Origin of the sequence: Bradyrhizobium zhengyangense, assembly GCF_022012555.1 — a bacterium.
Lineage (GTDB): Bacteria > Pseudomonadota > Alphaproteobacteria > Rhizobiales > Xanthobacteraceae > Bradyrhizobium > Bradyrhizobium zhengyangense.
In genome coordinates, this window is the sequence record NZ_JAKLTZ010000003.1 from 723,434 (window position 1) to 735,567 (window position 12,134).

Below are 12,134 nucleotides of genomic sequence, written 5' to 3' on the forward strand. Positions count from 1 at the left end.
GTCCAGGCGATCGCGATCCCGTGAGCTGACTTCATGTGTCCTGAGGGACCGAGCATCCCGCGCATCACGACGTGCATGATGCAGCATAAATCGGAGCTCAGCCCGGGATGCCGCGCGATCGTGGATCGCGACACCGCGCCGCCGCAGCAGGCGGTCAAGACGGACCCCGATCTGGAGTAAGAGTCGCCACAAAATCCGTGATGTCCCGGTCGCTTCCCAGGCGCACGACTGGGACCTGGGCGCCATATTTTAACCGTTCCGCCTCGATGACCGGCGCACGTTCGGTGCCATATCGCCAGGCCTCGCGCATCAATTTCCAGTCGAACTGCTCCGGGCATCCCTTCGGCAAATCGGGCCTCATCGCGTCGCGATCGACAGCCGAGCGCCGGAGAATGCGCCACTGGCACAGCCAGCGCGGGCGGTCGATGACGACCAGAAGCTCGGCACGCGCGAGCGTGAGATCGAAGGCCAGTCCTGAGAAGCTGCCATCGACGACCCATGCATCGGCCGCGATCGCTTCACTGACGCGGAGGCGAAAGCCTGCCGTTTCGGATGGTTTCCATCCCGGCCGCCAATAGAGCACGTCGAGATGGATGACCGGCAGCCCGAGCTTTCTCCCGAGCTTGAGCGCAAGAGCAGTCTTTCCACTTCCCTGGCTGCCAACGACGATGATCCGGCGCATAATGCGAGGGTTTCACGAAATTTGCCGCATTGAAAGATAGTCGCGCGGGCCGAACTGATCGAGGCGTGGAGAGTCCATCCACGTCGTCAACGCGAGCGGCATCTGCTATTGTTTTACGGACGCAGGATTTCTGCGATGGGAGTTCGAATGCGGGTTTTGGTGATCGGCGCGGGCGCGCTCGGGGGGTATTACGGCGCTTGCGTCGCGCGGGCAGGTGGCGACGTGACGTTTCTGGTTCGCGCGAAACGAGCCGAGCAATTGCGCCGGGATGGATTGCGGATCGTGAGCCCGCATGGCGACTTTGCCGTGCAGCCGAAGATCGTCGAGGCCAGCGATCTCAAGGCGCCCTACGATGTCGTGCTCGTCGGCGTGAAAGCCTACTCGCTCGACGACGCAATGAGCCAGTTCGCCCCCGCCGTCGGCACCAACACCATGGTTCTGCCGATCCTGAACGGGTTGAAACATATCGACGCTCTGACCGCGCGGTTCGGCGCGGCGTGCGTCCTCGGTGGCTTGGCCAATGTCAGCGCCGGGCTCGATGCGGATGGCCGTGTCGTTCAGTTCATGGCCAATCAGACCATCGTCTTCGGCGAGACCAAGGGGGCGCTGAGTGAGCGCACGCTGGCTTTGGAGAATCTGTTCAACGTCCCCGGGATCGACGTGCGCGCCAGCGAAGCGATCATGCAGGACATGTGGGAAAAGTTCGTCCAGCTCTCGACGCTCGCCGGCGTCACCTGCCTGATGCGCGCAAGCATCGGCGACATCCTGGCCGTTCCGAACGGCGAGCAATCAATCTTCCGCTTGTTCGCGGAATGCTGCACAGTTGCGACCGCTTCGGGTTTTGAGCCGCGGGCCCCGTTCGTCGAGTTCGACCGAAAACTGTTCACGACCCTGGACTCGCCGCTCAAGGCCTCGATGCTGCGCGACATCGAGCGCGGCTCGATGACCGAGTCCGAGCATATCCTGGGTGATATGGCCAACCGGGCACGGTCGCTTGGCATCGAAACGCCGCTGCTGGATCTGGCACGGGCGCATGTTGCGGCTTATGAAGTCGGGCGCCGGAGAGCCGCGAGCTAGCCAGCCCCGATCAAGGGGATCGCCTCGTCCCGCTCGTAGAGATACAGCAGGCACCTTAGCGCCTCGCCGCGCTCGCCTTTCAGCTTCGGGTCGTCCTTCATGATGCGTAGCGCTTCGTCGCGGGCCTGCGTGATGAGTTGGCCGTGCACTTCCGAGCGCGCGATGCGGTAGCCTGGCAGGCCGCTCTGGCGCACCCCGAGCACGTCGCCTTCACCGCGCAGCTTCAGATCCTCCTCGGCGATGCGAAAGCCGTCGGTGGTCTCGCGGATCACCTTCAGCCGCGCCTTCGACATCTCGCCGAGCGGCTCGCTGTAGAGCAGGATGCAGGTCGAGGCCTCCGAGCCGCGGCCGATGCGGCCGCGGAGCTGATGCAGCTGCGCGAGGCCAAAGCGCTCGGCATTCTCGATCACCATGATGGTCGCGGCCGGCACGTCGACACCAACCTCGACGACGGTGGTCGCAACCAGAAGGCCGATCTCGTGGGCCGCGAACTGCCCCATGACACGGTCTTTCTCGATGCCTTTCATCTGGCCATGGACCAAACCGACACGATCTCCAAAGCGCTTTTGCAGGCTCTCGAAACGCTTGGTCGCATTGGTGAGGTGCTCGGTGCCTTCGGCCTCGGATTCCTCGACCAGCGGGCAGATCCAGTACACCAGCTTGCCGGACTCCAGCGCGCGGCCGACGCCGTCCATGACCTCACCGAGCCGGCTCATGGCGACGGCACGGGTGTCGATCGGCTGGCGGCCGGCGGGTTTTTCGCGGAGCTCGCTAATATCCATGTCACCGAAATAGGTGAGCACCAGCGTGCGCGGGATCGGCGTGGCGCTCAGCACGAGAACATCGACCGCTTCCCCCTTCGACGTCAGCGCCAGCCGCTCGCGCACGCCGAAGCGGTGCTGCTCGTCGACGATGGCGAGCGCAAGATCGCTAAAGAGCACGTCGTCCTGGATCAGCGCATGGGTGCCGACGAGCAGGTCGATCTCGCCCTCGGCAAGCTGCGCGATGATCTCGCGCCGCTCCTTGCCCTTTTCGCGGCCGGTGAGGATCGCAACCCGCATGCCGGCGCGCTCGGCGAGCGGCACGATGGTCTTGATGTGCTGGCGCGCCAGGATCTCGGTCGGGGCCATCAGCGCGGCCTGCTTGCCGACTTCGGCGACGGCCGCAGCCGCCAGCAGCGCCACCACCGTCTTCCCGGAGCCGACATCGCCCTGGAGCAGGCGCAGCATGCGCACCGGCTGCTTCAGGTCGTCGGCGATGGCCGCCGCAGCGTTGCGCTGGGAGGGTGTCAACGCATAGGGCAGGGCGTCGATGATCTTGTTGCGCAAGTGCCCGTCGCCTGCGTTGCGCACGCCGGCAGGCCGCCGCAGCTGCGCGCGGATCAAAGCGAGCGCGAGCTGGCCGGCCAGCAACTCGTCGAAGGCCAGGCGCGACCAGAAACGCTGGTCGGGCAGGATGTCCGTGAGTTCGACCGGCTGGTGCACGCGATTGAGTGCTTCCGCAACAGGCGGAAAATCGCAGCGGCGCAGCACCTCCGGGCTGATCCATTCGGGCAGCGCAGGCAGCTTGAGCAGCGCCTGCGCGATTGCGCGGCGGAGCGAGCCGAGCGCGAGACCCTCGGTGAGCGGATAGACGGGATCGATCCCCGAGAGCTTCGAGATCGCTTCCTCGTCCAGCACGCGGTCGGGATGCACGATCTGCGGGATGCCGTCATACATCTGCAACGTGCCGGAAACGAAGCGCTTCTCGCCCACGGGCAGCAGCTTCTCGACATAGCCGGGCTTGGCGCGAAAGAACGTCAGCACGACATCGCCGGTATCGTCGCTGGCATAGACCAAATACGGCGCGCGCACATTGCGCGGCGGAGGCGGGCGGTGACGATCGACGGTGACCTCCAGCGTCACCATGGCTCCCTGGACGGCGTCGCGGATCTTCGGCCGGGCCCGGCGGTCGATCACCTGGCTCGGCAGATGCAAGAGCAGGTCGACCAGCCGCGGCGTCTCGCTCCGGCTGAGCAGATATTGCAGCAGCTTGTCCTGCTTCGGACCGACGCCGGGCAGGCTGGTCACGGGAGCAAACAGCGGATTGAGCAGGCTGGGGCGCATGAGGGCGAATCTAGGATCGTTTCGGCCCGTCATGCCCGGCTTTATGCCGGGCATCCACGTCTTTTTTCGTGGCGCCTCCGGCGGGTGCCGCCATGCCAAATCGAGGGCTGACACCGGCAGTTCCAGTGGCTATATCACGGCGGCCCGGCACGTCCGGGCTTTCGGCGTTTGACTGGATTTGAGACATGACGGGAACGACACGATCGAGCAGCGGCCTGGATGATCGCCGCAAGCGGCTTCTATTCCGCTGCTGGCACCGCGGCACGCGCGAGATGGACCTGATCCTCGGCCGCTTCGCGGATGCCGAGATTGGCAACCTCTCGGACGCTGAGTTGACCGAGCTCGAGACCCTGCTCGAGGTCAACGATCCAGATCTCTATGCCGCCATCACGGGTGACAAGCTGCTGCCAGCCGAGGTCACCGGCGCGCTGTTCGCCCGCATCAAGGCCTATCCGATCGCGGACCGCCAGTCGTGAAGCAAGGGATGAAATCTCCGGCCGAGCTGCTCACGCCCGGCCGCGCGCTGACGCTTGCCAATGTCGCCGAGGGCGCCGAAGGCCTCATCGTCTCAGATCTGGCGCGCGCGATCGCGGCGCGGCCGAAGAAGCCGGCTGTCAGCCTCGCGGTGGTCTGCCGCGACGGCGGGCGCATGCAGCAGCTCGAACGCGCGCTGCAATTCTTCGCGCCTGATCTGCCGGTGCTGACTTTTCCGGCCTGGGACTGCCAGCCCTATGACCGGGTCTCGCCGCATGGCGGCATTTTGGCGCAACGCCTGACCACGCTGGCGCGGCTTGCGGCGCTCACCGGCAGCGACAAGCCGCTGATCGTGCTGACAACCGTGAATGCCGTTGTGCAGCGCGTGCCCGCACGCGAACTCGTTGCGGCGCAGGCGCTCTCGGTCGCACCCGGCAACGTGGTGCCGATGGACACCATCGTCGCCTGGCTCGAGCATAATGGTTACAACCGCTCGTCCACCGTACGCGAGCCCGGCGAATACGCCGTGCGCGGCGGCATTTTGGACCTGTTTCCGGCCGGCCTGGAGCAGCCCGTCCGCTTTGACTTCTTCGGCGACAGCCTGGAATCGATCCGCTCCTTCGATGCCGAGACCCAGCGCACGCTGCTCGACATGCGTTCGCTCGATCTGGTGCCGATCTCGGAATTCCAGCTCGTCACCGATACGATCCGCCGTTTCCGCATGGGCTATGTCGCCGAATTCGGCGCGCCCGAGCGCGACGATGCGCTCTACGAGGCCGTCAGCGAAGGCCGCCGCCATCCCGGCATGGAGCACTGGCTGCCGCTGTTCCAGGACCGGATGGACACGCTGTTCGATTACCTGCAAGGCGCCGCCGTCGCGATCGAGCCGCAGGCCGAGGACGCCATCCGCGAGCGCTTCAAGCAGATCCAGGACTATTACGAGGCCCGCCGCGATGCGATGGAGCATCCGGGTGGCGGCGCCATCTACAAGCCGCTGCCGCCCGACCGGCTCTATCTGACTGAGGAGGAGTGGAGCAAGCGCGAACGCGACATCCCGCTGGCGCGGCTGACGGCATTCTCGGTGCCGACCGACGGCACCAGCGTCGTCGACGCTGGCGCGCGCAAAGGCCGCGATTTTGCGCCGGAGCGTAACGACTCCACGGTCAACGTGTTCGAGTCTGTCGTCAGCCACGTCATGGCCCTGCAGTCTAGCCGCAAGAAGGTTGTGATCGCGCTGTGGAGCGAAGGCTCGCGCGACCGCATGACCTCGATGCTGCGCGACCACAAGCTGACGCACACCACCAGCGTCAACACTTGGCGCACGGTGCAGGCAACCCCGCGCAACGAGACCATGCTCGCCGTGCTTGGCCTCGAGAGCGGTTTCGAGACCGACGAGATCGCTGTCATCAGCGAGCAGGACATTCTCGGCGACCGCCTGGTGCGGCCGCGCAAGGCGAGCCGCAAGCTCGACAATTTCATTTCTGAGGTCACGAGCCTCACCGCCGGCGACATCGTCGTCCACGTCGATCATGGTATCGGCCGCTTCATTGGCCTTCAAACGCTGGACGTCGCCGGCGCGCCGCATGACTGTCTCGAGCTGCATTATGCTGCCGAGACGAAGCTGTTCCTGCCAGTCGAGAACATCGAACTCTTGTCGCGCTACGGCTCCGACCAGACCACGGTCGAGCTCGATCGCCTCGGCGGCTCCGGCTGGCAGACGCGCAAGGCCAAACTAAAGAACCGCATCCGCGAGATCGCGGGCGAGCTGATCAAGATCGCCGCCGCGCGCCATCTGCATGAGGCGCCGAAGCTGCCGGTGCAGCAGGGCCTCTATGACGAGTTCTGCGCGCGCTTCCCCTATGACGAGACCGAGGACCAGTTAGGGGCCATCGAGTCCACGCTGAAGGATCTCGAGCTCGGCCGCCCCATGGACCGGCTGATCTGCGGCGATGTCGGCTTCGGCAAGACCGAGGTGGCGCTCCGCGCCGCGTTTGCCGTCGCGCTCGAAGGCAAGCAGGTCGCCGTCGTGGTGCCGACCACGCTGCTGGCGCGCCAGCACGCCAAAACCTTCACCGAGCGCTTCAAGGGCTTTCCTGTGAACGTGGCGCAGGCCTCGCGCCTGATCCCGACCAAGGAGCTGAACCAGGTCAAGAAGGGCATCGCCGACGGCTCGATCGATATCGTCGTCGGCACGCACGCGCTGCTCGGCAAGGCCATCAAGTTCCGCGATCTCGGCCTCGTCATCGTCGACGAGGAGCAGCACTTTGGCGTCACTCACAAGGAGCGGCTGAAGGCGCTGCGGTCCGAGGTGCACGTGCTGACGCTGTCGGCAACTCCGATCCCGCGCACATTGCAGCTGGCGCTGACCGGCGTGCGCGAGCTCTCGATCATTGCCTCGCCGCCGGTCGATCGCCTCGCGGTCCGCACCTTCGTCGCTCCGCACGATCCGCTGATGATCCGCGAGGCGCTGCTGCGCGAGCGCTATCGCGGCGGCCAGGCGTTTTACGTCGTGCCGCGCATCGACGACCTCGCCGAGGTCAAGGATTTCCTCGACAAGAACGTGCCGGAGATGAAGGTCGCGGTCGCGCATGGCCAGATGCCGCCGGCGGTGATCGAAGACATCATGACCGCTTTCTACGACGGCAAGTTCGACATCCTGCTGTCGACCACGATCGTAGAATCCGGTCTCGACATCCCCAACGCCAACACGCTGATCGTGCATCGCGCCGACATGTTCGGCCTTGCCCAGCTCTATCAGCTGCGCGGCCGCGTCGGCCGTTCCAAGCTGCGCGCCTATGCGCTGTTCACGCTGCCGTCGCAGCAGAAGATCACGGCGCAGGCCGAGCGCCGGCTCACCGTGCTGCAATCGCTGGAGACGCTGGGCGCGGGCTTCCAGCTCGCCTCGCACGACCTCGATATCAGAGGTGCCGGCAACCTGCTTGGCGAAGAGCAGTCCGGCCACATCAAGGAGGTCGGCTTCGAGCTCTACCAGTCGATGCTGGAGGAGGCGATCGTCAACCTCAAGGCTGGCGTGTCCGAGCCCGCCGCCGACCGCTGGTCGCCGACCATCACCATCGGCATGCCTGTGCTCATTCCGGAGGATTATGTCAGCGATCTCTCGGTGCGGCTGTCGCTCTACCGGCGGCTCGCCGATCTCGACAGCGAGGAGGAGATCGAGAATTTTGGCGCCGAGATGCGCGATCGTTTCGGCGTGCTGCCCGACGAGGTGCGCTATCTCTTCAAGGTCGCCGCCATCAAGGCGTTCTGCCGCCAGGCCAATGTCGAGAAGATCGATGCTGGCCCGAAGGGCGCCGTCATCACCTTCCGCGACAATTCGTTTGCTCACCCTGATCGCCTGGTGTCGTTCATCAGGAGCCACGGTCAGGCCGCCAAGGTGCGGCCCGACATGAAGGTGGTGTTCCTGCAGAACTGGGAGACGCCGGAAGAGCGCCTCGCCGGCACCACCGAGATCATGCGGCAATTGGCGCAGCTCGCGAAGAGCAAGAAGGCGGCGTAGAGTCCGTAGTATTGCGGAGGCGGCGCACCACGATACAGGCTGCGCCGTGCCAAGGTCTGAAAACAGCGACATATCGGCACTTGCGGAATGACGAAGCAGCCGCCAGATTCCGAATTCACTAACTGAGTCCTGCGTACCGTATCCGTCGATCCGCGACTGGTTTACCGGCCGCGGTTTTTTTTACCGGTTTGCGGGTTGGCCCGCACGTCGAAACAGGTGAGGTCGCGCGCGTGTCTATCAATACCGGTTCTAGCCAGGAATCAGAGCAGAACTCGGAGCACGACCACGACGATGTCATGTATCCGCAGGTCCTCCCGTTCGTGTTGATCCATGCGGGATGCCTCGCGGCTATCTGGTCTGGCGTCACGTGGCAAGCGGCCGCGATGTGCGCCGCCCTGTATGGGTTGCGCATGTTCGGGATCACCGGCGGATACCATCGGTACTTCTCGCATCGATCCTACGCGACGAGCCGGGTGTTTCAGTTCATCCTGGCCTTCCTCGCGCAGAGCAGCGCTCAGAAGAGCGTGCTTTGGTGGGCTGCCAAGCACCGCCATCATCATCTTCACTCGGATACGGTGCACGATGTGCACTCACCCCGGCACAAGGGTTTTGTGTTCAGCCATGTCGGCTGGATCTTTTACCGGCAACATGATGCGACTGACCTCGTGAAAGTCGCGGATCTGGCGTCGTATCCCGAGTTGATGTGGCTGCACCGGCTGGAGCTGTTGCCTTCAGTCGTGCTCGCCGCACTGTGCTTCCTTGTTGCCGGATGGTCGGGGCTTGTGGTCGGATTCCTCTGGAGCACCGTGCTGCTCTATCACGCCACGTTCTGCATCAACTCGCTCGCACACGTGCACGGGCGCAAGCGGTACGTGACCGGCGATGACTCCCGCAACAATTGGCTGCTTGCTTTGCTGACGATGGGCGAGGGCTGGCACAACAACCATCATGCCTATCAGGCCAGTGCGCGGCAGGGTTTCCACTGGTATGAGATTGACCTCACTTATTACGTGCTGGTGGCGTTGTCCTGGCTCGGCATTGTCAGGGATATGAAGATGCCGCCCAAGCAGGTTCTGCGCAACGAGCATCGGTTGGGATCACGGGTGGTCAAGCAGGCGGCCGAGCAGCTCGCCGCCCGCTTCAACCCCGAGCACATCGCGCATGCCATCAGAACGTCGATCCACGAGACCGAATTGTCGGTCCGGGACACGCTCAGTCAGTTGCAGCACCACGCCGATTTGCGCCTGTCCAGCATGCCGACCCGCGACCAGTTGCTGGCCGAAGCGCAGCGCATGTTCGCCAAGACGATATCGCTGGACGACATTGTCGACCGCGCCTACGAGCTCCTGAATGATTCCGTCGGTTTTCTCCTGGCCGCTCCTGCGCCCGCCCTGGCGACCAACGCGAAATCCAAGGGGCGCGTTTAGCGCGCGGTTATTTCTTCTGGAGGCGTGGCGCGCGGATGGCTAGGACGCGGCGCGCGATGCATCGGCCGACAGCCGTCCGAGCAGCGACCTCGCTGTATCCGACGGCGACAGCGAGTCCACTGACACCACGGGATCGCTGCGCATCTCGTGCTTGCCGTTCGATGTGTGTTTCATTACCGCCGACAAGCGGCGGGCGATCATGTGCGCCGTGCGGAAGTCGGTCTCGGCGAACACCACGATGACAGAGCCGTCCTTCTGCGCCGCGCCAAAGTCCATCTGCCGCATCAGGCGGCTGAGGATGCGCGCGGCATCGAGTTGCGCGCGGGGATTACCGGGGTCGAAGGCGAAGCGTGCTACCGACAGGCCGCCGCCACGGACGAGCGTCTGCTCCACTGCCTTGGCGAAGTCGCGCGCAAAAGCTTCCACCGTCAAGAGACCGCTACGCGGATCGAGCCAGCCGCCGGCGTCGATCGAGCGCAGCGTGCGGCTCAGTTGCGCCTCCATGGCGTGCTGGCGGATCAACGGCAGTGCGTTGGCGGCGACCTTGGTGGGCTCGCCGGGGATCAGCTCGAGATTGGGCAAGTCATAGCTCTGCGTGAGCTGATGCGCGGTGACGACCACAGGCAGGTTGCGGAAACGCGTATCCTCCGCGAGCACCGTGAGAAAGGCGTCGGTGACGCGCGGGGTGAAACCGTCAGACAGAACGACACCGTCGATATCGCGTGTATTGAGATGCTTGGCGGCGGCCTCGATCGAAAGCGCGCCGACGACGCCGGTGCGCTCGCCGAGCGCGACCGACAGCGCAGGGTAGGCGGCGCCGCGGCCGATCAAGAGCACGATGGCATCGCGCACGGGATCGGCGTCCGGCAGAGCGACCTTCACCTCCGGCAGGCGGCGCAGCACGGTGGCATGCAGCGTGCGGATGCGGATCGCGGCGCGCAGGCGCGCGATCAGGCGTTCGGCGGCATTGCCGCGTGTGGCGAAAGGCAGCGCGTTGTGGGGCAGCGTTGCTTGCGCATCCAGCGCGACCAGCGGCAGATAAAGCGGCTGATCCGCGATCTTCTTCGCGAGCAGGGGCATGTACGGCTCGTGTCCGCCAGACATCGCCGCAAGGACGGCGGCCGGCTGCACCTCTTCGACGGCGCGCGACGCGCTCGCCCAATCGCTGTCGACGACGGGAAAGAGACGGGCCTCGTCCAGCGCCGCAAGGAAGGCTGGGCGCTCGGAATTGGACACAAAGAGGATCGGGCCCGCCTGGGACATCAGGATACTCTGATCACGCAATCGATGCTGCGCAATCTAGTCCGGCCGCCTTAATGCAGCGTCAATGTATCAGGCAAAACTGCGCTCAAACCGGGCCGGAGCGGTCGCGAAAAGCCTCAACCATCAGGGGGTTAAGACCGAGTTCGCTGAGCGCCTCGCGGGCGCGGGCATTGTCCTGGGCCCGGCCCGCCAACCGATGGCCCGAGAGCCGGTCGGGCAGGGCCGTCAGCAGCGCGCCCTGGCCGAGCCGGCGCGCCCATTCCTGCAGGTCGTTGGAGAGGAAGCGATAGCCGCCGACGGCCATGATGCCGGATGGCGGCGCAGTGATGCAGATTGCACCGCTGGCGCGGTCGATCCGGGCGGCATAGCCGGTGTCGACATAGTCGCGTGGCGGCTGGGCCGTCAGCGTCTCGCCGACCGGCTGCGGCGGCGCGTAGGCCGCGATCGGCACCATCGGGCCGCGCAGGCCGAGCGTGCCCTTCGGCGTCAGCAGGATCTCGCCGGCGATCGAGGAGCTGGACTGCTCACGTGGAGCGCCGTGCGGGCCGGGCATCACCGCGACAGGCACGCCGTCCTCGCCGCGCCTGGCGCCGAACAGACCGGCCTCGCCGAACAGGTAGACGTCCGTGAGCGGCGCATGCGGCGCGATCCAGGCTTCGCTCGCCGCCACCTGCTCCGGCGCGCGCCAGAGCCCGATGACATTGCGCAAGGTCGGCATCCGCGCCGCCAGACCGGAATCGCCGAGGCGCAGGGCGAGCTGGGCCGGCGCGATCAGCACGTCGCAGGCGTGCTCGTTGATCTGCTGCTCCAGCACCTCGCTCTCGAACGGATGATGCAGCGCAAGCGTGCCGCCGCACAACAGCCACGCCGCGAGCGAGGAGGCGAGGCCCGCGAACGACATCGGTGTGAACGCCGACATCACCGTGGCGCCCTGCTGGATGTCGGCTTCCAGCGACATCGCGAGCCCGCCCGCGATCAGGCTGAAATGCGGCCGCGGCACCGGGCGGAAACCTTCCGCCGTGACGTCGAAGGAGATCATCGCCGCCTTGCGGCCGTCCTGGATCACGGCGCGCGTGGTGCCGGGCGGGCGTGCCAGCACCTCGTCGAGCGAACCCATGCCTTCGGGCAAATCGGTGCCGAAGCCGAACACGTGGTGGATCGAGAAGGCCTCGGCGGCTGCGTGCATCGCGAGGTCGGCGTAGCTGACACTGTCGACCTTGCTCATGGTGACGATGGCGCGGGCCGCGGTGCGGTTGAGCGCGGCCGCCAGTTCCGCCTGTCGCCACAGTAGCGGCAGCACGGCCACGACCAGGCCGGCGCGATGGGCGGCCAGCACCGTCAGCACGAACTCGATGGTCGAGGGCAACTGGATCGCGATCACCGAATTGGCCGGTAGGCCCGATTCGACGAAATGCGCCGACAGCGCCTCGATGGCGGTGTCCGCCTCGGCGTAGGTCAGCCGCCGCGGCTGGTGGCCGGTGATGCGGGATTTGTTGAGAGGGTCGAGCAAAGCGGGCGCGTGCGGCTGCCGCATCAGCGTCCGCTGGAACAGCGTGTCGAGCGTCGGCGATACGGCTGGCTGGTTCACG

The 12,134-nt window shown here is 65.6% G+C and carries 8 protein-coding genes; 4 read left to right on the forward strand and 4 right to left on the reverse strand.

Annotation, left to right across the window (positions count from 1 at the left end):
- Positions 1-154: 154 nt before the first annotated feature.
- Positions 155-682, reverse strand: coding sequence for a P-loop NTPase family protein (locus L6639_RS14100; RefSeq protein ID WP_237862287.1), 528 nt, complete (start codon positions 680-682; stop codon positions 155-157).
- A gap of 147 nt (positions 683-829) precedes the next feature.
- Between L6639_RS14100 and panE the strand changes: the two genes are divergently transcribed.
- Positions 830-1,759 (forward strand): 2-dehydropantoate 2-reductase, encoded by a 930-nt coding sequence (gene panE / locus L6639_RS14105; RefSeq protein WP_237862288.1) that lies wholly within the window; start codon positions 830-832, stop codon positions 1,757-1,759.
- Here the strand turns inward: panE and recG are convergent.
- Positions 1,756-3,864 carry an ATP-dependent DNA helicase RecG gene (gene recG / locus L6639_RS14110; protein ID WP_237862289.1) on the reverse strand — a complete coding sequence of 703 codons (2,109 nt, stop codon included), beginning with the start codon at positions 3,862-3,864 and terminating at the stop codon, positions 1,756-1,758. The two genes, panE and recG, sit on opposite strands and share 4 nt — an antisense overlap.
- Before the next feature lie 185 nt (positions 3,865-4,049).
- Between recG and L6639_RS14115 the strand changes: the two genes are divergently transcribed.
- The 3 genes from L6639_RS14115 to L6639_RS14125 all read left to right on the forward strand — a co-directional run bounded on the left by L6639_RS14115 (position 4,050) and on the right by L6639_RS14125 (position 9,282).
- The gene (locus L6639_RS14115) at positions 4,050-4,340 is read left to right on the forward strand and encodes an FAD assembly factor SdhE (protein WP_237862290.1); all 291 of its coding nucleotides are present in this window, start codon (positions 4,050-4,052) and stop codon (positions 4,338-4,340) included.
- Positions 4,337-7,855, forward strand: coding sequence for a transcription-repair coupling factor (gene mfd, locus L6639_RS14120; protein WP_237862291.1), 3,519 nt, complete (start codon positions 4,337-4,339; stop codon positions 7,853-7,855). The genes L6639_RS14115 and mfd overlap by 4 nt, the downstream gene beginning before the upstream one ends.
- Before the next feature lie 296 nt (positions 7,856-8,151).
- Positions 8,152-9,282 (forward strand): acyl-CoA desaturase, encoded by a 1,131-nt coding sequence (locus tag L6639_RS14125; RefSeq protein ID WP_237862570.1) that lies wholly within the window; start codon positions 8,152-8,154, stop codon positions 9,280-9,282.
- 39 nt (positions 9,283-9,321) lie between these two features.
- On the opposite strand, the gene L6639_RS14130 is transcribed toward L6639_RS14125, so the two are convergent.
- Both L6639_RS14130 and L6639_RS14135 read right to left on the reverse strand, forming a co-directional pair.
- On the reverse strand, positions 9,322-10,545 hold the full coding sequence (locus tag L6639_RS14130; RefSeq protein ID WP_237862292.1) for a GGDEF domain-containing protein: 1,224 nt from the start codon (positions 10,543-10,545) through the stop codon (positions 9,322-9,324).
- A gap of 85 nt (positions 10,546-10,630) precedes the next feature.
- Entirely contained in the window at positions 10,631-12,133 is a 1,503-nt protein-coding gene (locus L6639_RS14135) for an AMP-binding protein (protein ID WP_237862293.1), read from the reverse strand.
- Position 12,134: the final 1 nt, after the last annotated feature.

Bases quoted from the DNA above. Each gene is read 5' to 3' on its own strand.
- L6639_RS14130 (WP_237862292.1), bottom strand. From the start codon at position 10,545: ATGTCCCAGGCGGGCCCGATCCTCTTTGTGTCCAATTCCGAGCGCCCA.
- L6639_RS14125 (WP_237862570.1), top strand. From the start codon at position 8,152: ATGTATCCGCAGGTCCTCCCGTTCGTGTTGATCCATGCGGGATGCCTC.
- L6639_RS14100 (WP_237862287.1), bottom strand. From the start codon at position 682: ATGCGCCGGATCATCGTCGTTGGCAGCCAGGGAAGTGGAAAGACTGCT.
- L6639_RS14115 (WP_237862290.1), top strand. From the start codon at position 4,050: ATGACGGGAACGACACGATCGAGCAGCGGCCTGGATGATCGCCGCAAG.
- recG (WP_237862289.1), bottom strand. From the start codon at position 3,864: ATGCGCCCCAGCCTGCTCAATCCGCTGTTTGCTCCCGTGACCAGCCTG.
- panE (WP_237862288.1), top strand. From the start codon at position 830: ATGCGGGTTTTGGTGATCGGCGCGGGCGCGCTCGGGGGGTATTACGGC.